Origin of the sequence: Arminella tubonensis, assembly GCF_003240585.1 — a bacterium.
Taxonomy (GTDB): Bacteria; Pseudomonadota; Alphaproteobacteria; order Rhizobiales; family Rhizobiaceae; genus Rhizobium; species Rhizobium tubonense.
The window spans coordinates 1-22021 of record NZ_PCDP01000050.1 but is presented as its reverse complement, the minus strand read 5'-3'; the positions used below and the strand labels follow the sequence as shown (position 1 = coordinate 22021).

At 58.8% G+C, this 22021-nt stretch carries 27 protein-coding genes and 4 pseudogenes; 15 read left to right on the top strand and 16 right to left on the bottom strand.

Annotation, left to right across the window (positions count from 1 at the left end):
- Nucleotides 1-13: 13 nt before the first annotated feature.
- Entirely contained in the window at nucleotides 14-619 is a 606-nt protein-coding gene (locus CPY51_RS23210; RefSeq protein ID WP_146260163.1) for a hypothetical protein, read from the top strand.
- Between the two features lie 72 nt (nucleotides 620-691).
- On the opposite strand, the pseudogene CPY51_RS23205 reads toward CPY51_RS23210, so the two are convergent.
- Nucleotides 692-793, bottom strand: a pseudogene (locus CPY51_RS23205) (SDR family oxidoreductase); the annotation flags it as partial.
- 7 nt (nucleotides 794-800) lie between these two features.
- Here CPY51_RS23205 and CPY51_RS33550 point away from each other — a divergent pair.
- Nucleotides 801-1133: pseudogene (locus CPY51_RS33550) on the top strand (LysR family transcriptional regulator); the annotation flags it as partial.
- A gap of 98 nt (nucleotides 1134-1231) precedes the next feature.
- Here CPY51_RS33550 and CPY51_RS23195 read toward each other — a convergent pair.
- The 4 genes from CPY51_RS23195 to CPY51_RS23180 form a co-directional block, all read right to left on the bottom strand.
- Nucleotides 1232-1627: a nuclear transport factor 2 family protein gene (locus tag CPY51_RS23195; RefSeq protein WP_111162602.1), complete on the bottom strand. Its 396-nt coding sequence runs from the start codon at nucleotides 1625-1627 to the stop codon at nucleotides 1232-1234.
- Between the two features lie 87 nt (nucleotides 1628-1714).
- The gene (locus CPY51_RS23190; protein ID WP_111162601.1) at nucleotides 1715-2335 is read right to left on the bottom strand and encodes an NADPH-dependent F420 reductase; all 621 of its coding nucleotides are present in this window, start codon (nucleotides 2333-2335) and stop codon (nucleotides 1715-1717) included.
- A 105-nt stretch (nucleotides 2336-2440) separates the two neighbouring features.
- Nucleotides 2441-3382, bottom strand: coding sequence for an SDR family oxidoreductase (locus tag CPY51_RS23185; RefSeq protein WP_111162600.1), 942 nt, complete (start codon nucleotides 3380-3382; stop codon nucleotides 2441-2443).
- A 50-nt stretch (nucleotides 3383-3432) separates the two neighbouring features.
- The gene (locus tag CPY51_RS23180) at nucleotides 3433-4068 is read right to left on the bottom strand and encodes an NADPH-dependent F420 reductase (protein ID WP_111162599.1); all 636 of its coding nucleotides are present in this window, start codon (nucleotides 4066-4068) and stop codon (nucleotides 3433-3435) included.
- Nucleotides 4069-4207: 139 nt separating this feature from the next.
- Between CPY51_RS23180 and CPY51_RS23175 the strand changes: the two genes are divergently transcribed.
- Nucleotides 4208-4759: a TetR/AcrR family transcriptional regulator gene (locus CPY51_RS23175; RefSeq protein WP_111162598.1), complete on the top strand. Its 552-nt coding sequence runs from the start codon at nucleotides 4208-4210 to the stop codon at nucleotides 4757-4759.
- A 233-nt stretch (nucleotides 4760-4992) separates the two neighbouring features.
- A complete protein-coding gene (locus tag CPY51_RS33945; protein WP_338049442.1) occupies nucleotides 4993-5232 on the top strand; it encodes a nucleotidyltransferase family protein in 240 nt (79 codons plus the stop codon).
- A gap of 90 nt (nucleotides 5233-5322) precedes the next feature.
- On the opposite strand, the gene CPY51_RS23165 is transcribed toward CPY51_RS33945, so the two are convergent.
- Both CPY51_RS23165 and CPY51_RS23160 read right to left on the bottom strand, forming a co-directional pair.
- Nucleotides 5323-5538 carry a hypothetical protein gene (locus CPY51_RS23165; protein WP_338049441.1) on the bottom strand — a complete coding sequence of 72 codons (216 nt, stop codon included), beginning with the start codon at nucleotides 5536-5538 and terminating at the stop codon, nucleotides 5323-5325.
- Between the two features lie 61 nt (nucleotides 5539-5599).
- Nucleotides 5600-6619, bottom strand: coding sequence for a LacI family DNA-binding transcriptional regulator (locus tag CPY51_RS23160; RefSeq protein ID WP_111162596.1), 1020 nt, complete (start codon nucleotides 6617-6619; stop codon nucleotides 5600-5602).
- A 222-nt stretch (nucleotides 6620-6841) separates the two neighbouring features.
- On the opposite strand from CPY51_RS23160, the gene CPY51_RS23155 reads away from it, so the two are divergent.
- Genes CPY51_RS23155 through CPY51_RS23135 form a run of 5 tightly spaced genes read left to right on the top strand, consistent with a single transcriptional unit; the run spans nucleotide 6842 to nucleotide 11518 of the window.
- Entirely contained in the window at nucleotides 6842-7885 is a 1044-nt protein-coding gene (locus tag CPY51_RS23155) for an ABC transporter substrate-binding protein (RefSeq protein WP_244598763.1), read from the top strand.
- Nucleotides 7886-7904: 19 nt separating this feature from the next.
- On the top strand, nucleotides 7905-8954 hold the full coding sequence (locus tag CPY51_RS23150) for an ABC transporter ATP-binding protein (RefSeq protein WP_111162595.1): 1050 nt from the start codon (nucleotides 7905-7907) through the stop codon (nucleotides 8952-8954).
- Complete coding sequence (locus CPY51_RS23145) at nucleotides 8951-9820, top strand: ABC transporter permease (RefSeq protein ID WP_111162594.1); 870 nt, start codon at nucleotides 8951-8953, stop codon at nucleotides 9818-9820. Before CPY51_RS23150 ends, CPY51_RS23145 begins: the two co-directional genes overlap by 4 nt.
- A complete protein-coding gene (locus tag CPY51_RS23140) occupies nucleotides 9813-10607 on the top strand; it encodes an ABC transporter permease (protein WP_111162593.1) in 795 nt (264 codons plus the stop codon). Before CPY51_RS23145 ends, CPY51_RS23140 begins: the two co-directional genes overlap by 8 nt.
- 14 nt (nucleotides 10608-10621) lie before the next feature.
- Nucleotides 10622-11518, top strand: coding sequence for a phosphorylase family protein (locus tag CPY51_RS23135; RefSeq protein WP_111162592.1), 897 nt, complete (start codon nucleotides 10622-10624; stop codon nucleotides 11516-11518).
- Nucleotides 11519-11774: 256 nt separating this feature from the next.
- Here the strand turns inward: CPY51_RS23135 and CPY51_RS23130 are convergent.
- Nucleotides 11775-11918, bottom strand: a pseudogene (locus CPY51_RS23130) (SDR family oxidoreductase); the annotation flags it as partial.
- 37 nt (nucleotides 11919-11955) lie between these two features.
- Between CPY51_RS23130 and CPY51_RS33860 the strand changes: the two are divergent.
- Nucleotides 11956-12090: a hypothetical protein gene (locus CPY51_RS33860; protein WP_275540499.1), complete on the top strand. Its 135-nt coding sequence runs from the start codon at nucleotides 11956-11958 to the stop codon at nucleotides 12088-12090.
- A gap of 76 nt (nucleotides 12091-12166) precedes the next feature.
- Here CPY51_RS33860 and CPY51_RS33855 read toward each other — a convergent pair whose 3' ends face one another.
- Both CPY51_RS33855 and CPY51_RS32565 read right to left on the bottom strand, forming a co-directional pair.
- Nucleotides 12167-12295, bottom strand: coding sequence for a hypothetical protein (locus CPY51_RS33855; RefSeq protein WP_275540498.1), 129 nt, complete (start codon nucleotides 12293-12295; stop codon nucleotides 12167-12169).
- 146 nt (nucleotides 12296-12441) lie between these two features.
- On the bottom strand, nucleotides 12442-12615 hold the full coding sequence (locus tag CPY51_RS32565; protein WP_154677740.1) for a hypothetical protein: 174 nt from the start codon (nucleotides 12613-12615) through the stop codon (nucleotides 12442-12444).
- 173 nt (nucleotides 12616-12788) lie between these two features.
- On the opposite strand from CPY51_RS32565, the gene CPY51_RS23125 reads away from it, so the two are divergent.
- The 3 genes from CPY51_RS23125 to CPY51_RS32370 all read left to right on the top strand — a co-directional run bounded on the left by CPY51_RS23125 (nucleotide 12789) and on the right by CPY51_RS32370 (nucleotide 14991).
- Nucleotides 12789-12995: a hypothetical protein gene (locus CPY51_RS23125; RefSeq protein ID WP_111162591.1), complete on the top strand. Its 207-nt coding sequence runs from the start codon at nucleotides 12789-12791 to the stop codon at nucleotides 12993-12995.
- A 140-nt stretch (nucleotides 12996-13135) separates the two neighbouring features.
- Nucleotides 13136-13381, top strand: coding sequence for a BrnA antitoxin family protein (locus tag CPY51_RS33850; protein ID WP_111162590.1), 246 nt, complete (start codon nucleotides 13136-13138; stop codon nucleotides 13379-13381).
- A gap of 1358 nt (nucleotides 13382-14739) precedes the next feature.
- Entirely contained in the window at nucleotides 14740-14991 is a 252-nt protein-coding gene (locus CPY51_RS32370; RefSeq protein WP_146260162.1) for a hypothetical protein, read from the top strand.
- A gap of 994 nt (nucleotides 14992-15985) precedes the next feature.
- Here the strand turns inward: CPY51_RS32370 and CPY51_RS23100 are convergent.
- The 3 genes from CPY51_RS23100 to CPY51_RS23090 all read right to left on the bottom strand — a co-directional run bounded on the left by CPY51_RS23100 (nucleotide 15986) and on the right by CPY51_RS23090 (nucleotide 18682).
- Nucleotides 15986-16732, bottom strand: a complete 747-nt coding sequence (locus CPY51_RS23100) for a GGDEF domain-containing protein (RefSeq protein WP_111162586.1) — start codon at nucleotides 16730-16732, stop codon at nucleotides 15986-15988.
- A gap of 455 nt (nucleotides 16733-17187) precedes the next feature.
- On the bottom strand, nucleotides 17188-17472 hold the full coding sequence (locus CPY51_RS23095; protein ID WP_111162585.1) for a hypothetical protein: 285 nt from the start codon (nucleotides 17470-17472) through the stop codon (nucleotides 17188-17190).
- 130 nt (nucleotides 17473-17602) lie between these two features.
- On the bottom strand, nucleotides 17603-18682 hold the full coding sequence (locus tag CPY51_RS23090; RefSeq protein ID WP_111162584.1) for an extracellular catalytic domain type 1 short-chain-length polyhydroxyalkanoate depolymerase: 1080 nt from the start codon (nucleotides 18680-18682) through the stop codon (nucleotides 17603-17605).
- Nucleotides 18683-19387: 705 nt separating this feature from the next.
- On the opposite strand from CPY51_RS23090, the gene CPY51_RS23075 reads away from it, so the two are divergent.
- On the top strand, nucleotides 19388-20554 hold the full coding sequence (locus CPY51_RS23075) for an ATP-binding protein (RefSeq protein WP_111162582.1): 1167 nt from the start codon (nucleotides 19388-19390) through the stop codon (nucleotides 20552-20554).
- On the opposite strand, the gene CPY51_RS32365 is transcribed toward CPY51_RS23075, so the two are convergent.
- From CPY51_RS32365 to CPY51_RS23065, 3 genes are all read right to left on the bottom strand, one after another.
- Nucleotides 20522-20704, bottom strand: a complete 183-nt coding sequence (locus CPY51_RS32365; RefSeq protein ID WP_146260161.1) for a hypothetical protein — start codon at nucleotides 20702-20704, stop codon at nucleotides 20522-20524. The genes CPY51_RS23075 and CPY51_RS32365 overlap by 33 nt on opposite strands.
- Nucleotides 20705-20864: 160 nt before the next feature.
- Nucleotides 20865-21077 carry a hypothetical protein gene (locus CPY51_RS23070; RefSeq protein WP_111162581.1) on the bottom strand — a complete coding sequence of 71 codons (213 nt, stop codon included), beginning with the start codon at nucleotides 21075-21077 and terminating at the stop codon, nucleotides 20865-20867.
- Nucleotides 21078-21150: 73 nt separating this feature from the next.
- Entirely contained in the window at nucleotides 21151-21576 is a 426-nt protein-coding gene (locus CPY51_RS23065) for a hypothetical protein (RefSeq protein WP_111162580.1), read from the bottom strand.
- Nucleotides 21577-21821: 245 nt separating this feature from the next.
- Between CPY51_RS23065 and CPY51_RS23060 the strand changes: the two are divergent.
- Nucleotides 21822-22021 (top strand): annotated as a pseudogene (locus CPY51_RS23060) (PepSY domain-containing protein); the annotation flags it as partial.

Genomic DNA, 22021 nt, shown 5'->3' with positions numbered 1-22021 from the left:
ACAGGGGGAACCCATGCATCGTCGAGATTTCATGAAGACCACGGCGCTCTTCGGCGCGGCAATGGCGGGTGCTAGCGCCATTGCCGCGAATACGGACGCCGCCAACCGGAGCGAGTTGAACGGGCTGGGAGCTGAAGGTGAACATTTTGCAAGCCGGACTGGCCTTTGGGATTTGACCGAGACCATCTGGCGCTCGGCAGGCGCGGAGCCGGAGACGTCGACCGACCTGGTGGCCGAACGCTTCATGATGGGTGCCGTCCTGCAGGAAATCATCCGGCCGGCGGACGACACCTCGAGACATGACGTCAAACGGACCGATCTGCTGACCTTCAATCGCGTCGAAGGGAGATGGCAGTATGTCTCGTTCGACACCCGTGATCCGGTCGGCCTGATGCCCGCCTGGAGCAGGAACGCCGGAGACGGGAAGTCGCTCGATCTCGACTTCTACCCGATCGCCGCCTGGAACGACGGAGGAAGCGGCGGCATTCTGATGCGGATGCGCCAGGTCACCTCCTTCGATGGTCCAGACTCCGATACCAAGGACCAGTATTTTACCTTGGCAGACGGAAACGGAAGGGAATGGCTGGGTCATCGGTACAGCTTCAAGCGCAGGAAATAGGCGAGGCCGCCGGACTTCGGTCCGGCGGTATGCCACGGTAGGCTTTCGTTACCAATGCGGATCGACCCGACGTTACAATCCCGGCCACATCCCGCCATCAAGTCTCAGGTTCGCGCCCGTGATGTGGCTGGCGCGCGGACTGACGAGGAAGGCGATGGCATCGGCTATCTCATCCGATGGCGCGAGGCGCGCGGGCGGGCCGGAGCCCAGGTGGATCGCGATCAGCGGCCACGGCGTACTGGACTAGGTCCGCGAGGGAGAAGTTCGCTCAAAGGGCACTCCGTTGAGGACCACGGACTTCGATGCGCAGATCTGCCGTGCTTCGTTTGGAGATGCCGATCCGCTTCTGGTAAGGGTGCCAGATACGAACCTGCACCTGTATGGAACGGTCTGGCTTCTCACCCAAAGGGAGACATGCAAGTCTAAACGCGTGCGGCTGTTCACGGAGTTCGTATTCGGAAGGCTCGCAGCCAACGCTCCGCTGCTCACGGGGCAGTCGTTATCGCCGAACTGACGGCGGTTGACGGTATTTTGACCTCAACGTTGGTGTGACAGACGCCAAAAGAACCGTGTAGTATTGGTCTCAAAGCTATTGCCTGTGGCTCGCGCCCACTACGGATGCTCGCGCCAGCGCGCCTGTGTATCGACATACTCCCGAATGTGCGTCAGCTTGCCGTTCCGGACAGTGATGGCAAAGACCCAGTTGTCCTCCCACGGCTTGTTTGTGGCTCTGACCTTCCCGGTGGCGACGCCAATGACCATAACCCTGTCTCCCTGCGCCACGAACTCGGAAGGCCTCGTGAACGACGTTTCCATCGCCTCCGAGGCCTTCCGAAGCAAATCTTCCAGTCCACCGTGTCCGCGGTGCGTGCCAGCAAGCGGCCAGTCCTCACCCGGAATCATCCACTCGATGTCTTCCGCAGACAAAGCCAGCAGACGCTCCCTGTCACCGCGGCCCATCGCTGCGAAAAAGTTCTTTACGGTCTGGATATTCTCTTCGATGCTCATCGAAATCTCTCCATCGTTTTTTGATCACAGCGTGTCCGAGCAGCCGGACATGCTGTGAATATTCTCTGGAAATGTGGCGTCAGCGGCTCACCCGATGTCCACCTTCAGCGCAAAGTCCCAGGTGCCAGCACCGTTTTTTGCTAGACCGATCATCATCAGGCCGAGCGACTCTAGGGTCTGGGCCATGTGCAGGCCGCCGACGTCGAGCGGACGCAGGTCGATGCTTTCGAGAAAGCTAGACACGCGTGCCTTCGCGTCCGCATCGTCGGCCGCGATGAACGCGTCGAGACGTCCGCCTTTCGCAAGAACATGGCCGAAGATGGTGTTAAAGGCCTTGACGACATGCGCATTGGCGGGGAGGCCCTTCGCCGTCTCCTGTGCGCCGGAACTGCCGCGAGGGGTAACGAGGCCCGAGAGGTCGGGAGCGACAGGGTTGGTAATATCGATGATCACCTTGCCGGAGAGCGCGTTCCCATAGTCGGCCACCGCGGCGGCTGCATGCTCATACGGAACGGCGAGGATGACGATGTCTCCAACTGGGACGGAGCTGTATGTCCCAGTGGTCGCTCCGGAGCCGAGCTGGTCGGCCAGCGCGCGTGCTTTGGCGGGGTTGCGGCTCGCCACCTCGACCGTATGTCCAGCCTTGGCGATACGGCCGGCGATGGCCGCTGCCATTTTTCCAGAGCCGATGATGCTGATAGTGCTCATATTCAGTCTCCTGTTGGGTCCGGTATTCCCGTTGGTCTAGCGGGGATCACTCCGGATAATGGCTTTGCGTGCGTCCATCCCGTTGGCTTGACGCACGCGATGGTCTCAGCTGGCGGGAAAGTATTGGCCGTTGTCGATGTCCTCGAGGAGGCCCGCCTGCACAGGCTGCCAGCCAAGGGTCTGCCGGGTGATGTGGCTGGTCGCCGGAAGGTCAAGCGTGACCAGGTTCGCGAGGAACCCGAAGTATCCCGGCAACATCAGGACATCCGCGGGTATGCTCACGACTGGCAGGCCGAGACGGCTGCCGATGGCCTCAGCAATCTGACGGAACGGAATACCTTCGTCGGCGATGCCGTGCCAGGATTTGCCCGCAGGTCCCTTCTCCAGTGCCAGGCGAAACAGGGAGGCAAGATCGCGGCTATGAATGGCCGGCCACACGTTCGTCCCGTCTCCTGGATAACCCATGACGCCCTTCTCCTTCGCGAGCCGGCTCAGCAGCGGGAAAAAGCCGGCACCATCGGTCGTGCTGTGCACGATGGTAGGAATCCGCACGACCGAAGAGCGTACACCTCGCTTTGCAAGGTCGATGACCGTGGTCTCCACGATGTTGCGAGCTCGGAGAGTGCCCTTGTACGCATCGCCACCAGGGAGGGCGGGGTCTTCCTCGGTTGCCGGACGGCCCAGTTTCTCCCAACCGGGCGAGCCGATGCTCCCGGATACGACCAGCGGATTTCCGGTGCCCGCTAGCGCCTCACCGTAGGCAAGCATGATCTGGACTTCTGCTGCGGCCACGGCGTCGATCCCGCCGGAGGGCAGCAGGTCCTGTCGGTGCGCGACGTGGATGACACCGTCGGCCTCGGCCGCTGCCGCCTTGAGACCGTCGAGGTCCTCGAGGTCGCCGCGTCGCGCCTTCGCGCCGAGCGCGGAGACTTCAGCCGCTGCCTTGTCAGACCGGGCCAGCGCCGTGACCTCGTGTCCGGCGGCGATGAGATCGGCTATGATGTACGGACCGATATGGCCGGTCCCGCCCGTTGCGAAAACATGCATCTCGTTTTTCCTTCTGTGTGTTGTTATGGAAGAACTCGGTTCGCGCGTGCTCAGCTGGGAAGGCTGACGCCGATCGCGAAGTTGGTGTGCTTGATGGAGTGGGCGACAAGGCCCAGCGAAAGAAGGCACATGTGCTCAAGCGTTCGCGCCATAGCCCGTTGCCCGACTACCAACGGGCGCAGTCCCAGGCTTTCGACAAATGCCGAGACGCGCGCCTTCGCCTGCACGTCGTCTCCGGCGATGAATACGTCCAGAGAGCGGCTTTCGATCGAACCGGCGGCCAGGACGTGCGAGAAGTGGGTGTTGAATGCCTTGACGATATGGGCATCGGCGGGAGCAGCCCTGGCGATCTCCTGCGCGCCGAAGCTGTCTTGCGGGGTCACGAGGCTCTTGAGGTCGGAGGCGACGGGGTTGGTGATGTCGATGAGGAGCTTGCCTGCCAGCCCTTCACCGTACTGTTTCACGACGTCGAGAACGACTGCGTAAGGCACCGCCAGGATAATGATTTCCCCAACGGGCGCGGTACCGAATGCCGCAGTCGTCACGCCATCGCCGATCCGGTCTGCCAAGACCTTCGCCTTGGCGGGATCGCGGCTCATCACCTCGACCATGTGTCCCGCTTTGGCCGCCAGGCCGCCGATTGCGGCGGCCATGCCGCCCGACCCGATGATGCTGATTATGCTCATGTGTGCGTTCCTTGCCGCTTTGCTCGGCAACTCTGTTGCCTTGCCCCGATACGCGCTCTATATACGGATCACCGATCCGAGTCTTAGTGGATCAGTGATCCGTATATATGGGTCGCTGATCCATTTATCAAGGTAACCTATGCGAGCAGACGCAAAAAAGAATTACGGCCACATCCTCGAGGTCGCGCGCGGTGTCGTCACCGAGCACGGTTCGGATGCGTCGATGCGCGATATCGCCCGCCGGGCCAACGTCGGGTTGGCGACGCTGCTCCGCCACTTCCCGACGCGGGAGGCATTGTTCGAAGGGCTGCTGTGCACGAACCTCGACGCACTGACGCAGAAATCGGCCGAACTCGAAACGTCGAATTCACCAGGGGAAGCTCTTGTGACCTGGGTACGCGATTGGGTTGCATTCGCGCAAAGCTACAAAGGCGTCGTTGGAATGATGGCGGCGGCTCACACGAACCCGGGCTCCGCTCTTTATGCTTCATGCGCGGCGGTACACTCGGCGAGCGCCCGGCTTCTAGACCGTGCTCAGGCCGCAGGTGCGGCGCGCGACGATATGAACGGGGATGACCTGTTTGCGCTGATGACGGCTCTCGGCTGGGCGGTGGACCAACCGTCGTTTGCACCGCGGGCGGATCATCTCGTTCGCCTCATGACGAGTGCCGTCCTGACAACACCGCGCTAGCCCTAAGTCGCCCAGATGGGTCGGAGCACTTGACGTCCCGCAATTGTTGAAGGTGCACCGGGCGACCGGACCGGTCCGCCGCGACGCCTGGGACTTCGCGGCGATCCGCGGCCGAAAGGCTGAGGAATGCGTCAGCCATGCGCCGCCTTTCCCACGCTGCGCGCGAGCTTTCCTCCTACCCATAGCGTCAATGACATCAATATCGTCTATTTCGACGAGGATCTTTCGGAGGCATCGGAGGCCGAGCACTCGGCCCTGATTCGAGAGGCATTCTCTGGGCTACCCGTTTCGATAGATGTCAAAATCAGGCCAGAGTACACTCTTGGTACGAGGCAAGATCAGGTACGCGATCGATCCGTACATCGACCGCTGAGGCCATCACGACTTTTCCCACGACCGCAGCCGCCATTGTTGCGTCCTCGCCGCGCCGGGTTGGAGCTGTGCGCTCCATACGGACTTTCGGACTTGCCTAGCGCCATCGTTCGCCCGAACAAAAAACAGATCACGCGCGAAATACGAGAATAAGGTCGATCGCGGGACCTCATTCTGGCCCGATCTCAAGTTCATTGCCTAGGATAGGTGCCGTCAGCCGCAGGTCCACCGAGACCTTCGGAAACCGCGCCCGGAATGCCGGCAATGCCGGCGCGATAATATGAAAGCGGATTGGTACAGGTGCGGTAACCCTGATGGTTCCGAAGGGCTCGGCCCGCGTCGCAAACGCCGTCTGCTCGATCCGCCTGCCGCAGCGGGCTCATGGCGTTCAGGTGTAGCTCGTGCACCAAAGCCCATCATAACGAGAATGAATTCGGGTTAATGCGGTTCGATTCCAAAACCCAGCAATTATTCGTCTCCGATCACGGACATTTCGCCCGCGAATATCTTTTGCGTCAGTGGGGCGTCAGGACGTTCGATCTGATGGACGAGCCCTTCGATCAAGGCGCGGCCGACGCTCACTATGTCCACTGAGTGCGTCACGAGCGGTGTTGACAGATAGCGTGCGATACGGGTGTTGTCGCGGGTCGCGATGCTAAAGTCTCGACCGGGCGCGATCCCCCGCTTGCGCAAGGCGCTCAGCGTCCCCAGCAACCCCAATTCGTTGGCGCAGACGAGCCCGGTCGGGGGATCGGCGCTATCGAGCAGTCGCTCGATCCACAGTTCGCTGGCCCCCATAGTAAAATCCTCGTGCCCAATCAGGTCGGGGTCGAGGGTTAGCCCGTGATCTTCGATCGCGGCACAATAGCCCGCCAATCGCATGGCGCTGTGCTGATCCTCTCGGGTCAGCAACTGCAGCGCGATGCGGTGGCGCCCTCGCTCGATTAGGAGAGACGTCGCTTCATAGGCGATGCGTTCGTTGTCGATGTCGATATAGGCGTAGTCTCGGTCGAGATTGCTGCGGCCGAACGCGATGAACGGAACGCGCCGCTTTAGCAAGAAGGGTATTCGGGGATCCTCGGCCAGCATGCGAGTAATGACCACTCCGTCGGCGGCGCCGGAATGGAGAACCGTGTCGAGGTTCTCCTGAGGACTCTCCTCAGGGGTGGTCGAAAAGATGGTCAGGCTGTAGCCGAGTTCCCTTGCCGCCAGCGTCATTCCCTCAATTAAGGGAAGCTTGATGATGTCGGATAGGTAGTCCCTCGTCTCCATCGGCAGGATCGCCGTCAGGTTACGAGTCAAGCCGGTACGAAGTGCCCGCCCATGCAGATTGGGCACGTACCCGGCCGCGTCCGCTGCGGCCTTCACGCGCCTGATCGTGTCGGGGTGAACATCTGACCGATCCCTGAGCGCCCGCGACACCGTGGTCATGGAGAGGCCAAGTTCGTCTGCTAGCCGTCGAAGGTTTGGCCGTCCCTTCGTCGTCATATCAACCTCCGATCATTCTGATTTCGCACGTTGTAAGTCGGCGTTTCGATTATGGCAAGCAAGACGTCAACTGAAAAACAAAACGCTTGACACAGTTTCCTTATAAGGCATCTTAACGTTAAGGTTCGAACTTTAACGTTAAGGTTCAGACTTTAACGGACGATCTAAGAAGCGGTTCCGTCAAGAGTCGTCATTCAGAGGTGAACTCAGGGAGATAAGTCAATGATGCACTTTATCCGTAATTCCGTCGCGACGATCGCGCTAGTCGCAGCCATTCCGGCGTTTGCCCAGGACGTGACTATTACCACGGCCGGCGGTGATTATGGCGACGCCATCAAGAAGGCAATGTGGAGCCCCGCGGCAACGGAGCTGGGATATACCGTTCGGGAGGAGACCCAGAGCGACAGCTTTGCCGCACTAAAGATGCAGGTCACTTCCGGCGCGGTGACCACCGACGTGATACATCTCGGCTCCCCTGAGGGAGCGCAAGCCGCTGAACAGGGCCTGTTGGAGCCGCTCGACTACACGATCATCGACCCCAAAACGCTGCCATCAGGCGCCGAGTCCAAATATTGCTATCCCTTCTCCTCCTACGGCACGGTAATGGCCTGGAATACCAAGGCGATTGGTAGCAATCCTCCAGCGAACTGGGCGGAATTCTGGAATGTCGAGAAATATTCCGGCAAGCGCGCGCTTCGTGCCAATGCCCAGGACCTTATCGAAATCGCGCTTCTTTCCGAGGGGGTGGCACCGGCGAACATTTACAAGGAGCTCAGCGCGCCTGGCGGTCTCGACCGCGCCATCGGCCAGATCGAGAAGCTCAAACCCAACGTAGCAGTCTGGTGGACGTCGGGCGCACAGTCGGCCCAAATCCTAAAGGATGGGGAAGCCGATCTCGTTGTTACATGGAATGGGCGTGCACAAAGCGTGAAAGATGATGGCGGGCCCGCGGAATTCAAGTTCCAGGGATCGGTGATCGGCACGGACTGTCTTGCAGTGCCCAAGGGCGCGGCAAATCGGGACGCCGCGATGAAGCTGATCGCAGCGATGACAAAGCCTGAACGGGAAGCCAAGCTGACCGACTACATCGCCTACGGGCCGGTAAATCAGAAGGCTTATGAACTCGGGCTCATCTCCGCTGCGAAGATGAAACTGCTCGCCACTGCACCGGGCAATGTCGATGGGTCTGTCTTCTCCAACGCCGAATGGTGGGTGAAGAATGGCGAAGCGGCTCAGCACGCCTTCGACGAGATGATGAGCCGTTGAGCCGGGATAGGCGTTAACGATGTCGGCCACCTCGCTCCCGATCTCCATCGCGGACCTCCGCAAGTCCTACGGGCTATATGTCGCTCTCGACGATGTTACGCTGGATATCGCTGCCGGAGAATTCCTTACGCTGCTGGGCCCCTCGGGGTCCGGCAAGACGACCCTGCTGATGGCGCTCGCGGGTTTCGTGCGGCCGGAAAGAGGCGGGCTGACGATCGGTGGGCAGGACGTGACCCGCCTGCCGCCCAACAAACGGAACATCGGCGTCGTCTTCCAAAACTACGCTCTGTTTCCGCATATGAGCGTCTCGGGGAACGTCGAGTACCCCCTGAGGCTGCGTGGCGTCGCGAAGGCGCAGGCGCGAGAACAGGCGGAGGCCGCTCTTGCCCGGGTGAAGCTCTCCGGCTTCGGCGCGCGCGACATAGCCGCGCTCTCCGGCGGTCAGCGCCAGCGCGTCGCACTGGCGCGCGCCATCGTCTTCGAACCACGCGTCATGCTGATGGACGAACCCCTTTCGGCGCTCGACAAGAACCTGCGCGAACACATGCAGTTCGAAATCCGCAAATTGCACGACGACCTCGGTGTCACGACGATCTATGTGACACACGATCAGCGCGAAGCTCTAACCATGTCCGATCGGGTCGCGGTAATGGACGCCGGGCGCATCCAGCAGATCGGCGCGCCGCAGGACATTTACCGCGAACCAAGAAACCGCTTCGTGGCGGAGTTCATGGGAGAAGCTAACATCGCTCTGTCAAGCCATCTCCAGGGGCCGGGCGCGGCGCGCATGCCACGCGAACGCCTCGCCATGATCCGGGCCGAGAATTTCGAGCTCGACCCGGCCGGTTTCGGCGATGACCGGGTCGAGGTGATCGGGCGCCTCGCCTCGAAAGCGTTCCGAGGTGAGAATTGGCTGCTGAATCTGGAGACCGCCGCCGGAGATCAGTTCATGCTGAGCATAGCGGCGAACCAGGGCGCCACCTGCGGCGAACTTAAGATTGGGACTGAGCTTCGCGCTTATACAGAACTCGGCCAAGTCCACTTCCTTGAGGAGGCGCGCATCAAATGAACAATTCGGGGCTCTTGCGCGAACATAGGCGCGAACGCTTCTTGTTCCTCGGTCTCGCCGGGCCGGCGATCGTCTTGGTCGGCGTGTCGGCCATGGCGCCGGTGCTTTGGATACTCAGCCAGTCGTTCCTGACCCTGGCGGGCAAGGCGACGCTTGGCAACTACGAAAAGGTGCTGTCGAGCGGCCTCACTTGGTCGTCTCTCGGCGTCACCATGACACTGTCGCTGTCCACCCTCATCATCTGCATAGTTCTGGGCGTTCCGCTCTCGCTCGCGCTCGCCAGCGCCAATCGACGCGTCGCAAACCGCGCGCTCATTCTGATCATGCTGCCGCTCTGGACCTCGATCCTCGTGCGAACCTACGGATGGCTCGTGCTGCTGCGGCGGGAGGGCCTGATCAACACGACCCTGGCTTCGCTTGGGGTGATCGATCAGCCCTTGCCGCTCGTCTACAATTTCACCGGCACGCTGATCGGCATGGTGCACTACATGCTGCCGCTCTTCGTGCTGCCGGTTTATGCCGCGATGCGCGACATCGATGGTAATGTCGTCCGCGCTGCGGCAAGCCTGGGCGCGGGCTTCTGGCGTTGCGTGGCGACAGTCATATTGCCTCTTTCGTCAAGTGGCATGGCGTCGGGCTCCATGATCGTCTTCATCTACACGCTCGGCTTCTTCATCACACCTGCGGTCCTCGGCGGCGGCAAGGTCAACCCAATTGCCATCCGCATCGAGCGGACGTTGTCAACATTTCAGGACTGGGGAAGTGCCAGCGCACTTGGCGTGCTGCTTCTACTGCTTGTTCTCATCGCCGGCTGCCTGTTCGTCGCGGTCCGCCGGCTGGCGGGCGATAGGATGCACCATGCTTGACGCCTATCAAGACAGCCGGCTCTCACGCGGCCTGATCTGGACGGTCGCGAGCCTTGTGCTCCTATTCCTCATACTGCCGACGTTGATCGTCGTACCGCTGTCCTTTTCCGCGTCCGACCTGCTCGAATTCCCGCCGAAGCAATGGTCGCTGCGCTGGTACGAGACCTTCTTCGCTTCGACGGCCTGGATGGCGGCCCTGAAGACCAGTCTCATGCTTGGCACCCTCACCGCTGCGATCGCCGTTCCGGTCGCCTTCCTGGCCTCGATCGCCATCAACCGGCTGGGTCGTCCGCTGGCAGGAGGCGTCTATGGCTTTCTCCTCATCCCCTCGGTAACACCAGGCATCCTGCTGGCCATCGGCCTGTTCATCGTGCTGGCAAAAATCGGCCTGCTCGGATCGTTCGCCGGCGTGCTCACGGGACACGTGACGCTCGCCATTCCGGTGGCCGTCGTCGTCCTCCAGCCTGCGGTAAACCGTTTCGACTGGCAGCAGGCGCAGGCGGCCCGAAGCTTGGGTGCGGACTGGCCGAGGGTAATCGGCGGGATCATTGCGCCACAGCTCGCCCTGAGCCTCGTCGCTGCGGGATTGATGGCCTTCCTCACCTCCCTCGACGAAGCGGTGATCTCCATCTTTATCGCTAATGGACCGAACACGACGCTGCCCAAGCTTATGTTTATCTCTCTGCGGGATCAGATTGATCCTACTATCGCTGCCATTTCGACACTGTGGACGGTCTTCGTCGGGGTCGTCATTTTGGTCCTCAATGCGCGTTCCAACAACGCCTGAAGTGAAAGCTGACCATGACCGACAAACAGATATCCGCTTCCATCCCTTCCGTCAGAACCGCGGTGATCACCGGGTCGGCCAATTGGGGCATCGCTTTTCCGGAGGATGTGGGCGTGGCCGGCGTCCGCGTTCTGGCGCGTGACCTCGCCTTCGAAACACCCTATGGCCTGACGGAGAACTGGAAGCTCCTCGAGTTCGACGCCTCGCTCACGGTGGAGGGGCGCGCGAAACAGGTCCTCTGCATGTATTCGCATGGCAATCCGCGTGACCACATCGATCATTCTTGCCACCGGCCCGCTTTTTGGGTGCTCATGCAGGCTGGAGTGCGGCGCGTCCTCGCTTGCTCGACGATGGGCGCCGTTAACAAGGCCATTCAGCCTGGCGACATGGTGATCAATGCCGACCTCATCGAACTCACCCAGACGCCCTATTCGCTGCTTGAGGGCAGACAGCGGTTCGACTGCTCCGGAAAGCAGCTCGTCTGCCCGCATTGCGCCTCGCTCCTGGCTCAAACCGCGCGTCGGCACTGGCCGGCCTCACGCCGCATCCACGGCGTAGAGCAGGGCCTCGTTGCCGCCCACGCCTACGGACCGCGGCTGACCAGCCCAGCCGAAGCCATGGCGTTCCGCTCCATGGGCGCCGACGTGATCAACCATTCGATCGCACCCGAGGCGACCTTGTCACGCGAGATCGGCGCTTGCTTTACGCCCTGCGCCTTCGTCACGGCCGGTTTCAACGACTACATGGATCGCAATCGCGGCCAGCTTCTGCAGGACGATGTCCTGCCGAGCCTGTCGATGATCGCTTCGCGCGTAGCGCTCGAGACCATCGCCCGCTTTCCTGAAGACGAAGACTGTACGTGCCACTCGCTCAAGTCGCCCCAGCCCGAGGAGCGTTACGCTCGATTCTAGGGCAGCGGCCGTGGCGGGGCTCCGGCGCCTGAAATGCATATGGTAATGATCCCCTCACGCTGTTGGCATCGACCAGATCGGTCCGCTTGGTCACTGCCTTGCAGAACGATATGCACGCATTAGTGAAGCGCGCACGTACGCGGCCGGGAAAAGCAAATCAAGTTCACGGGGCACTGATTGCGCCATGAGACGTTGAGCAAAACCTGGACAGGGGCCTTGGGTTTCGCAAAGCGCGGCGGCGACTTTCCGAAGAACTTCAGCAAGGCGGCCAGTTCGCCTGTGAGAATACGCCACCGTCCACCCAAATCGTCTGCCCCGTGATGAACGAGGCGGCGTCAGTCATCAAGAAGATGACCGGACCAGCAATGTCTTCCGGGGTTCCAACCCGCTGCAAGGGCGTGAAGCAGGGATCTTGGAATCTTGATGGAGACGCTGGCATGGCAGATCCATCTTTCCAGTATAATCCGCTGACGACGGCGGTGGAATCGAAAATCGCCGGGCCGCCAAGTCGCGATCGCGACCGTCGTCGAGACGTGGGAGATCCGCCCCTTGCGCGCACGGCAGCCATCTAGTGATCGATCGGTTACTGAAACTAAGGGTTTATAGGTTGGTCCACCCCCAACGGCATAGCGGTACGCCGGTAGCGACTCACCGATAGCCGACGAGGTAAAGGTTGTTGACGTAATTCGGGTCGTTCTCCATCAGGAGCTTGTCGTCTTCGATCCGACTTGGAATGAAGATGTAGCGGTGCTCCTTATCGTTAGGCAGCAACCGCACCGGTGGCGTCGTGCCTTGCGGCGCAGGATCAATCTAGCGGGCCTTGATCCAGATGCCGCCAGCGCCGCCAGGACTCCCGGTCAGCAGCAATTGCGTCGGGACGCCCTTGGCGGAGCGCAGCACGGCGAACAGCCTGTCGATCGGCTTCAGGCGTCACTGACGTTCTGCCCCTGATACTTGTCGGCATCGTGAACGCGCTCGAGCGGGCGGAACCGAAGCCGGCCACCACCGGGGAATGTCCATGTCTTTCTCTGGTCGTTCGAGCCCGCACCGATCTTGCCGTATGTCTCTCGGCTGCGCTCTATCGCGTCGCCGAGCATTGGCAGATCGCGACGGCAGAACTGAAGCCAGAGCCGTATACCGACGCCTTGACCGCATACTACCGAGAAGTTGGTCTAGCCATTGGTCCGCTTTCATTTCCGATGGATTAAATTTGGGCCGCTTTCGTCTCATGGATGTCGTCGTCGTAGGCTAACCAAAGAAGGAAATGATCATGCGTCTCGCAGTCTTCACCCGCAACCATGCCAGCAGTGCTCGGCTTTTAATCAACCCATCTCAAGTCCTTGCGGTTATATCCCTCGGCAATACGACCAATATTCATGTCGCCGTCCCTAGTCAGGCAGGCCATCCGTTCGTGTACGTAGTGCCGGAAAGCCTTCAGGCCGTGGGCCATGAGTTAAACCTGGCCATGGCGGACTGATCACGTCTGGTGGGCTGGGACGTGAACTTCCGGTCGCTAGTTGGGCCGGCAGGAAGGACCGCCGCAGAGTGTATCGTTACATATCGCACCGAACGCTTCGATCTGGTATGATTGCGTAGTTACACATATCCGAGACCGCGATGATCAAAGTCAAAAATGATGAGCCGATTGGATCCAAACCTGTCGACCTCGTTCAAGAGGTACTGGACCACAATGCCACCAAGGCGAAGCGCCGGCCCAACGGTAATCCCAAGACGCTTGTCACGCTTCGTATCGACCCGGAGGTCATCAATTTTTTCAAGGCGTCGGGCGATGGTTGGCAGGGACGAATAAATGAGGCTTTGCGATTAGCCTCAGGCTTTCAACCGAAGGATCAAGGCAAATGACCGAACTTCAATCGACATCGATCTATACCGTCTCGCTTCTGGCAAAACCCGGTAGGGCTGAATTCTGGCCAGATGCCAATCGGCCAGCCGCATGATGACGCCTTCCGATGCTATGCAATTTCTCTCCAGTCTTTGTCACGCGGGAGCTTTGGATGAATGCGGGCCGTCACACAAGCCCGAACTGTTGGACAGTATCGCGCATGAACTCTATGCAGAATGCATCGCTCGTGGGTTCAACGCAGTCCCTGTTCGCACGCAGCCATTGGGTTCAACTCATCACAAAATAGCCTGCTAAAACGCGCTCGCCGCGGCGAAGCCCTCTGGGGCGCCTGCCATCTCCCATCACCGCGGCAGATACCACTCTGACCGCCTGATCTGGGTGGGGCGCACCTCTCAGTTGCCGGCAGCCCATGCTAATCAAATCATTGCCCGTGGCAGCGTTCATCGGTCTCAGCAGCTTGTCTCTGACGAGCTGCGACGTTGAAAGCGGCCCCAAACGGCTATGGCGGATACAGCGGACGGCGGCGGCTATTATCCGGGCTACGATCCCGTTTCCTACTATGGCGGTGGATACTACGGTGGCGGACCGGCAGTCTACGGCAGCCGTGATCGATATCACCCACGCTATCGTCCAAATTATTACCCGTACCGGCGATCCCGGCCATTACGACCGATCGCGCTGGTCGCATCGTTCAGACTACCGCCGCAATGCCCGATCGTATGGCCAAGGTAACCGCATGTTCTATCCAGACAAAAACTTGCGGCACTAAGACAAAAAATAGCGTCTTGGGCTGGCGCTCACATTAACGTGAACGTCACCTTTCGTTCATTTTTTAGCGACTATTCTCCGACCTGCGTCCTTAACGACGTTATAAAGATGCACATCTAATCGAGGAATCCATGAACAAATTCTTTGTCGCTTCCGCAATCGCGCTCGCTTCGCTGGCAGCAACCAGCCTTCCATCTCAGGCCGCTACGGTAGTCATCGCGAACGGCGCCCCTAACTACCATCACCGTCATCATGACTGCTTTACAAAAAGGGTAGTCGGCTGGCACCACGGCCATAGGGTTGTCACCGAACAGCGCGTTTGCCGATAGTCGTTTCAAGGGAGGGCCCGGTAATCCGCCGGGCCTTTCGCGAGGTGTCTGGGTCTTTACCCTTCGCAAGTCAGGGGCTTTTGCATCAGGGGTCATCCACGAAATTCACCTCGCCTTTATCGAAGGCGAACGGCTGCGTCCTTTTCTGGATGAAGCCTGGATTAACGAGCCCGTCAGGCTTTGTTCATTTCCCAAGACTAAGCTTCGATCCACGCTCATAACGGCGTTCTGAAAAAGCATAAGGTCATTGGAGGATACCCATGAACAAGTTCTTTATCGCGTCAGCAATTGCCTTGGCATCACTAGCCGCAAGTGCCCTTCCCTCGAATGCAACCACGATTGTCATTGGCGACAACGGCTCGAACTACCATCGCCACTATGATAATGGCCGTCATTACGACGACCGCCGCGATTGGGACCATCATCGCCACCATCGCGACTGCTACACCAAGCGGTATACCGGATGGCATCATGGTCATAAGGTTTATCGGGAAGAACGGGTTTGCCGATAACTGTTTCCAACAAAGGCCCGGCAGATAACCGGGCCTTCTCGTAAGCCCACTGTCGAAGATTCTAGGATGCCGAGTTCGAGCAAGGCTTACTCGCGGCGGCGACATGCCGAATGTCCGCAGAGGTTGTTTCGTCAATAGTCATTTCCGGGTCCCCGACGGAGGAGAACTCATCCTGACGGCGCCAACCTTGCACGGATTGGGATGCGAGGACATTCAGATTTTCGGGCCGTGGAAAGCCCTTAGAGGCAACGGCTCCATCTGCCGGCAGGTGGGAAACTATGCAACAACGGGGCAATTGTCCCCATCGATCTTACTGGATTGGTCCGTGGCGGGAGAGGAAGCGTTGCTGAGCTTGCTCGATGTCATCCACGGGAATGCAGCGAGCCCACCACAAATAGTTGATTGCTGCACCGGAAAACACGGCCTTCCCCGATCCCACATCGGACCTGAGCACTGTCCATTGGAGGAGAGAACCAAGTCCCATACTCCGCTTCTGGCAGCCAAATCGCACACATTCGAATGTAACGGATTTAGAGCCCGGAGTGCAGCTAAATCCCAACGAGCGGAGTTTCGTGGCCATCGCGGCTTCGTTTCCGTCCACTTCATCCGCCAATTTCTGCACGAACGCTTCGTAGTCTTTGAGGACGAGTGGCAACGGAACGCGTGCGTCGTTACGAACGTCTTTCGCTCGAGTACCGCTCCAGCTTCCGAGGCAGGTTAAAAGGACAAGTGCCAGGCCGCTAGCTCTTCTGAGTCTCGACGTATCGGTCACCACATTGCCTCACCATCCCAATTGCCTTCACAAGTTGATTGGCTTCGCCGCTGATAATCCTGTCGGGGGCCAAAGCGGGTCTTGCCACTGATCCACCTGTTTGCAACGTTTATTACCGCAGAAAGTTTAGTTGTAGTGGGAATGGCCTTGAGCCGGCCCCTGCTTGGCGCGAACCGGAAGGTATTTCCCTCAGTTGGCTCATTGGGACCCCGCGGCCCTCGCTCACAGGTAAACTAGGTCGACCCTGTTCCTGCCCTTCTCTTTTGCGGCGTAGAGGCAACTGTCCGCCCGGGAAAATAGCTCATCGTATGATGCTTGGCGATTGAAACTGACGCCGCCTACGCTAACAGAAAGCCGACAGAGATTGCTTTTCAACGGAAATACGGTTTTGCAGATTACGTCCCGAATGCGCTCGGCAATCTCGGACGCTTCGGCTGCCGCCGCTCCGGGGAGGAATACCCCAAATTCTTCGCCGCCAATTCGTCCGACGATATCCGCCTGCCTGAGACTGCGCTTGATGGTTTCGGCAATGATTTTCAACGCTTCGTCGCCTTGCTGATGGCCAAGACTATCGTTAATTTCTTTAAAATGGTCTGCGTCAATGACGAGAAGGGAGCCTGATCGAAGCGCGGCATGCTCCTCGGCTCTCGCAAGATAGCTCTCCACCAGTAACGTAAACGCGCCCCGATTCAGCACGGCGGTTAGGCTGTCGGTAGAGGCGATGATGCTCAGCTCGCGGTGCGAGATCGCGAGCTGCTGGACTTTGCGCAGCAGGACAAACAGTAGAGGCCCGGCCAGAAAGGTGGGCAAGAATATGTCCACCAAGAGCGACCTTCGGATTGCGTCTTCAGTCAAGTTGGTGAAATTGAAGGAGTCGACGAATACAGCAATCGCAACACAGATAAGTGTGATCGAAATGGTTCCGGCGATGACCCGGAATGAGCCCGTTGGGGAGGTGTCTACTTTCATGACGGCGACCAGTTTTGCATGCAGTTCATCCAGTCATTCGGGAACCTGTGCTGAAATTTCCCTACCCTCGTGGTCGCGCGGGCTGCCATTGCGTCACCAAAGACATAGCGCAGCACCTTTTAAGCGAGTCTTAAATTTGCAGCGCCAATTGAACCGAGGTCAACCAACTCGGTCCGGATCGTATCGGAAAGGCGGCGGCGGAGGGTTTGTCGATAGTAGCCTCCTCGAAACCGTTGATTTAAGTCTGGCGCCCAGCGGAGTTTAGGCCGGTGCGCCAAGCCGAAGCAATCCTCAAGCGCTCTAACTTCCGGGCGCACGCCGCAGCGCTTGCGCCGCAGGCTGGATGAAGTTCAAGGGCACCCTTGATCCTTACGATGCTGGTCAGGTCGCTCAGGAGCGTGACCGGTATCGCCAACCAGGCGTCTAATCGGCCCTGCTCCGATGGTGTGGGGCCATCATACACCGATCCCTGGGTGCGGCTTCCATTGAAACAAGGCTGCTCTGAGCACGCCGCGCGGCGCCTCACCCCACCGATTGAATTTCACTCTCAACGCGTTCAGGACGAAGGCAACTTCGAGTTCTCCGAGGTCTTGGTCGGGTAGACGGGACACCTCCGACGACCGCGCGTCTAGCCGTTTTGAAGCGTCCAAAAGCGGAGCCCGTCCGTCGTCGATCCGATCACGTCCCTCAATCTCGAACAGAGCGTAAACTTCATAGGCAGCGCGACCGACCAAGGTCAAATAAGCATTCCGTTCCGACTTTGTTGGATCAAAGACGGCGTTATTCACATCTCTAATTAATTCTGAAATCAAAACTCACTCGATCGAATACTTCGTCAAATTCTTTGTTGCATACCTTGCGATAGACGATTTACTTCATTAGGCCGGCGGACCGTAGTGCGCTTTCGATTGTGTTTTGAATGTCGGAATTCAAATGACCAAGATTTGGCGTCTCCGGCCCCGCGCGATTAGTTGCGGCGAGAGGGACTTCACGCCGATCGAAAGATGGGGTCAAACCCCATTCATAGCCGATCTGCCGGGTCGAGGAGATGCCGATATCAAGCATAAAAGGCGACGGCTTCTCATCCCCGTTCGAAGCATCGAGAGGCGTGCCGTGTCCCATCCCGGAAATCGAGTGATAGGACAGCAAAGCTTGGCCAAAACGATCCATCCAAACAGCCGCCTTGTCCTTACCCACCGTTGCTTGGGTCGTCGGCGCTTTTTCGAGGCCAAGAACACCTCGCCATTGCTCAACCAGAGCAACGGCATTCAGGTTGGAGACTGTCCGGTCATCGGTGCCATGCCAGACAGAAATTGTCGGTGGATTGGAGAAAGCTGGCGCTGCGGCCCGCAACAACAGCCTCAAGCGATCCGGATCGGGTAAGCCATGACCGCGCATCCTATCGAAGGCTTCGGGGACCGATGAGGCAACGCCATAGGGCAACCCGGCAATAATAGCTCCTCCCGCAAAGACGTCAGGATAAGTTGCGAGCATGACGTTTGCCATTGCGCCTCCAGCAGAAAGCCCGGTGACAAAAATCCGTTTGCGATCGACGTTGTAATTGACCGCCGCCGCCTCAACGAATTGACGGATAGAGTGAGCCTCGCCGCTTTCGCGCATGATGTCGTCTGGCACGAACCAGTTGAAGCACAGGTTCGCGTTATTTTCTCGCTTCTGCTCAGGATAGAGCACCAAAAACCCATAGGTATCAGCAAGGCGCGACCATCCCGCACTGTCGTCATACCCACCCGCGCTCTGCATGCAGCCGTGCAGGATAACGACGAGAGCCGGATGCTCGGCGACACCTGCTGGCACATAGATTTTAGCTGATAGGTTTCCCGGATTTGTCGTGGGCGGCTCAAACGGCACCAAACGGGACGACGGAATGTCCATGGCTCCGAGTTTCTTGAAGCGGGCAAGCCGTTCCAGGGTGTCAGATAGGGATCGCATGCAGCCTCCTGTACTTACACGGCCAGAATGGCGATGATGAGACCGAACGGTCACGAGCCAATAAGGTTGCTGCGCTGCACAATATTATTTTGAGGGTAGATAGTCCTTGGCAGTCTCGACGGTTCGAAAGCCGCTCGATCGCATCTTTAAGCGATCGCTCATCATCAGGATGTCAGCGATGATTTTCGCCACCTCGCCCAACTTCGAAGCGGTCATGAGGAGCTTGAAGCCACTGTCAACTCGACGACATAGCTCTGCGTCGCGGCTGTGGCGCCGATGGGCAGGCAATCGCGTTATAAAAGCCCGCAGCAGAGTCCAGTGACTGGGTTCGATCATAACTATTCGGGGATCGGCCGTCTCGGGCCGCATGGCGCGGAGTACCACGCCCGCTTTTGCATGGATAATAGGACAGAATTCGTCTGCCTATGCCTTCTTGATCTTGCTTGAGGAAAGCGTCCTGTTGCGACCCTCGGCTTTCGCCTGCATGAGCGCGGCGTCGGCCCGCGTGACAAGCGTTCCAATTGACCCTCCTTCTGGGGATCCCGCGACCCCGATAGAGAAAGATCACAAGCCATGTACCGCTGACGCGTTCGCGGCGAGCCGTTAGGCGCACGGCAATGTGAACGCCCCGCGACGCCAGCTAATGCAGCCGGGTAGCAGCATATCATCCTTGCAATTGCGGAATTATACTCCATAAATGCAAGGATGATTGAACGTCGAATATCTATAAAACTGACTGAGTTGATCGATTCGAGTCCCGCCGTTGCGCTCATTGGCCCGCGTCAGGTCGGCAAGACGACGCTAGCACAAGCTATAGCCGAACAGCGCCCATCAATCTATCTCGACCTGGAATCGGATGCCGACCGCGCCAAACTCACCGAGCCGGAACTATATCTCAGCCAGCATAGCGACAAGCTCGTTATCCTGGATGAGGTTCACCGGCTACCAAATCTTTTTCAGAATTTGCGTGGGCTTATCGATCGGGGTCGGCGAAATGGGAGGAAGGCTGGCCATTTCCTGCTGCTCGGGTCCGCATCCATCGATCTATTGAAACAGTCGGGTGAGACGCTGGCCGGTCGCATCGCCTACCTTGAAATGGGTCCGATCGACGGCCTGGAAGCACCAGTTGATGATCTGGATAAGCTATGGGTGCGAGGCGGCTTCCCGGATAGTTTCCTTGCGGTAAATGATCGTGCAAGCCAGCGCTGGCGGCAGGACTTCATACGAACCTATCTGGAACGAGATATTCCCGTGCTTGGTCCTCGTATTCCTGCCGAGACATTGCGGCGCTTCTGGATTATGCTCGCACATCGCCAATCCGGACTTCTGAATGCCGCAGAATTTGCGCGTTCGCTCGGCGTCGATGGCAAGACGGTCGCCTCCTATCTCGATCTCCTGGTTGATCTACTCCTCGTGCGACGCCTTGAGCCTTGGCACGCGAACGTTGGCAAACGCCTGGTCAAATCACCGCGGGTCTATGTTCGCGATAGCGGCATCACCCACACCCTTTTGGGACTGACCACTCAGGAGGACCTGCTCGGACACCCAGTCGCCGGAGCAAGCTGGGAAGGGCTCGTGATCGAGACGTTGATTGCAGCAGCGCCGCCCGGAACTCAGAGCAATTTTTATCGGACGTCGGCTGGTGCGGAGATCGACCTTCTTCTAACGCCCCCGGGCGAGCGCCCTTGGGCTATCGAAATCAAGCGGAGCCTGACACCGAAACTCGAGAAAGGCTTCTATCTCGCATGCGAAGATCTCGACCCGGCGCGACGCATCGTCGTTTACCCTGGGCAGGACGCTTTCCCCCTGAAGCACGATGTGGAAGCAATGCCCCTAGCCTCAATAGGCAAAGCTCTGGTTGACCTTACTTAGCGAATAGATAGACGCATATCGCCTAGAGAAGCCGGCTCGAGCATCGCTCTCGGCATTGGCCCTGGTCATCGCCCGGATCGTCGTCTCCGACTGCTTGATGCGCTCGTTGATGTCGCCGATGCTGTCCCGTTTCCGCAAAGAGAAAGCCATCGACAATACCAGATCAGAGCGATGCGGGCACTGGCCAAGCCGGTGACACAGGCTGCGGTTAGCGAAGCTTCCGTATGAGGAATTCTCGAGCCGCCCTGATATAGTGCGGGTGACTTTTCTTCTGCGTTGCCTGACGCGTGACGCGGTGCTCAACCGCTTGTTAGATCGCGTTTATAGACGGAAGGTAGGACAGTACTTCCCGTCGACGCGCATCCGGAAGCGAATGGATGTTTTGCGTCCAAAATGCTTCGGCCTCGGAGGTATCTTTATCCCAAGTGCGTGTGGTGAGGTCGTTGTCGTCCATAACGAGTTGGCGTTTGCCGCCCAAACACAGATATGCCTCTGCGAGGGCTTTCGCAGTGTTTTCTTCCATCGACTTTGCTCCTATGGCTCCGGTAGAAACCAAATCGCTGCCGATGTCCGATGTTCCGCAGTCGCCTCAGGGATTATGTTCGATCGACATCGGTACGGCCGGTTGGAATCGAACTGACTGTGACGGATACGGGATCGCTTGCCGGAAACGATGCCTTTAGTCCTTCTTCGAGTTTTTCTTCCGCCGTACTTTCCCTGGTGTCGCGCTCAGCTTGGAGCAACGAAATATCGGCAGGCGATTCCACGACGGGTGCGTCATCAAAGTCCCCGTTGCTTTGCGCCTCGTATTCGTCGGCATATTCGGATTGCTCTGTCCCGATCTCAAAGCGAGCAAGCTGGATCATAACGGCCCCCGCCTTCTCGACAGCGTTCTGAGTATTGAGACCGTCGCCGGCGCGGAGCTTCACTGAGACGGCTTCGCCACCCTCGCCCTGAAACTCGACCGTAAATCCCGGCGTTTCTCCGACCTCTTCATGTATCTGCGTGCCAACCAATTGCATCTGAAACTCTCTTTCCTTGGACTGGACCTGTGCTCCGACGTCAGGTCGAAGACAGGCAACGATGATGATTCGACAACCGGGCTATTGGCCAAGTCTCCCGTCAGGCGACCTCTCGCGTCTGTTGCGATGCCCCTCAACTTGGCCCGTCACAAATGGTTCCACGCGACTTGAACGGAACCAAACACCGACGTCTGGGTTGTAGGCTCACGGGCCCGTTTAGACGGTCCATCAACAGAGGAAACACAATGAAAACAATGATATTTGCCGCCGCGCTCCTCGGAGCGTCAACCCTTGCGGCTGCCGCGCAGACATCCACGTCGACGACCAACCCCGACACCCCGGCCGTCGCGACCCCCGACACGAAGAACCCGACAGCACCCGTCGCTGGCCACAACAGCTTTACAGAAGCGCAGGCCAAAGAGCGGATCGAGAAAGCTGGGTATAG

What these genes read in the sequence shown, in the direction of transcription:
- CPY51_RS23135 (WP_111162592.1), top strand. Translation starts at nt 10,622, where the DNA reads ATGACCGACAAACAGATATCCGCTTCCATCCCTTCCGTCAGAACCGCG.
- CPY51_RS32565 (WP_154677740.1), bottom strand. Translation starts at nt 12,615, where the DNA reads ATGCTCGGCGACGCGATAGAGCGCAGCCGAGAGACATACGGCAAGATC.
- CPY51_RS23210 (WP_146260163.1), top strand. Translation starts at nt 14, where the DNA reads ATGCATCGTCGAGATTTCATGAAGACCACGGCGCTCTTCGGCGCGGCA.
- CPY51_RS23150 (WP_111162595.1), top strand. Translation starts at nt 7,905, where the DNA reads ATGTCGGCCACCTCGCTCCCGATCTCCATCGCGGACCTCCGCAAGTCC.
- CPY51_RS23125 (WP_111162591.1), top strand. Translation starts at nt 12,789, where the DNA reads ATGCGTCTCGCAGTCTTCACCCGCAACCATGCCAGCAGTGCTCGGCTT.
- CPY51_RS23185 (WP_111162600.1), bottom strand. Translation starts at nt 3,382, where the DNA reads ATGCATGTTTTCGCAACGGGCGGGACCGGCCATATCGGTCCGTACATC.
- CPY51_RS23100 (WP_111162586.1), bottom strand. Translation starts at nt 16,732, where the DNA reads ATGAAAGTAGACACCTCCCCAACGGGCTCATTCCGGGTCATCGCCGGA.
- CPY51_RS23075 (WP_111162582.1), top strand. Translation starts at nt 19,388, where the DNA reads ATGATTGAACGTCGAATATCTATAAAACTGACTGAGTTGATCGATTCG.
- CPY51_RS23190 (WP_111162601.1), bottom strand. Translation starts at nt 2,335, where the DNA reads ATGAGCACTATCAGCATCATCGGCTCTGGAAAAATGGCAGCGGCCATC.
- CPY51_RS23090 (WP_111162584.1), bottom strand. Translation starts at nt 18,682, where the DNA reads ATGCGATCCCTATCTGACACCCTGGAACGGCTTGCCCGCTTCAAGAAA.
- CPY51_RS33850 (WP_111162590.1), top strand. Translation starts at nt 13,136, where the DNA reads ATGATCAAAGTCAAAAATGATGAGCCGATTGGATCCAAACCTGTCGAC.
- CPY51_RS32370 (WP_146260162.1), top strand. Translation starts at nt 14,740, where the DNA reads ATGAACAAGTTCTTTATCGCGTCAGCAATTGCCTTGGCATCACTAGCC.
- CPY51_RS33860 (WP_275540499.1), top strand. Translation starts at nt 11,956, where the DNA reads ATGGCAGATCCATCTTTCCAGTATAATCCGCTGACGACGGCGGTGGAA.
- CPY51_RS23065 (WP_111162580.1), bottom strand. Translation starts at nt 21,576, where the DNA reads ATGCAATTGGTTGGCACGCAGATACATGAAGAGGTCGGAGAAACGCCG.
- CPY51_RS23195 (WP_111162602.1), bottom strand. Translation starts at nt 1,627, where the DNA reads ATGAGCATCGAAGAGAATATCCAGACCGTAAAGAACTTTTTCGCAGCG.
- CPY51_RS23160 (WP_111162596.1), bottom strand. Translation starts at nt 6,619, where the DNA reads ATGACGACGAAGGGACGGCCAAACCTTCGACGGCTAGCAGACGAACTT.
- CPY51_RS23175 (WP_111162598.1), top strand. Translation starts at nt 4,208, where the DNA reads ATGCGAGCAGACGCAAAAAAGAATTACGGCCACATCCTCGAGGTCGCG.
- CPY51_RS23145 (WP_111162594.1), top strand. Translation starts at nt 8,951, where the DNA reads ATGAACAATTCGGGGCTCTTGCGCGAACATAGGCGCGAACGCTTCTTG.
- CPY51_RS23180 (WP_111162599.1), bottom strand. Translation starts at nt 4,068, where the DNA reads ATGAGCATAATCAGCATCATCGGGTCGGGCGGCATGGCCGCCGCAATC.
- CPY51_RS23140 (WP_111162593.1), top strand. Translation starts at nt 9,813, where the DNA reads ATGCTTGACGCCTATCAAGACAGCCGGCTCTCACGCGGCCTGATCTGG.
- CPY51_RS23155 (WP_244598763.1), top strand. Translation starts at nt 6,842, where the DNA reads ATGATGCACTTTATCCGTAATTCCGTCGCGACGATCGCGCTAGTCGCA.
- CPY51_RS23070 (WP_111162581.1), bottom strand. Translation starts at nt 21,077, where the DNA reads ATGGAAGAAAACACTGCGAAAGCCCTCGCAGAGGCATATCTGTGTTTG.
- CPY51_RS32365 (WP_146260161.1), bottom strand. Translation starts at nt 20,704, where the DNA reads ATGGCTTTCTCTTTGCGGAAACGGGACAGCATCGGCGACATCAACGAG.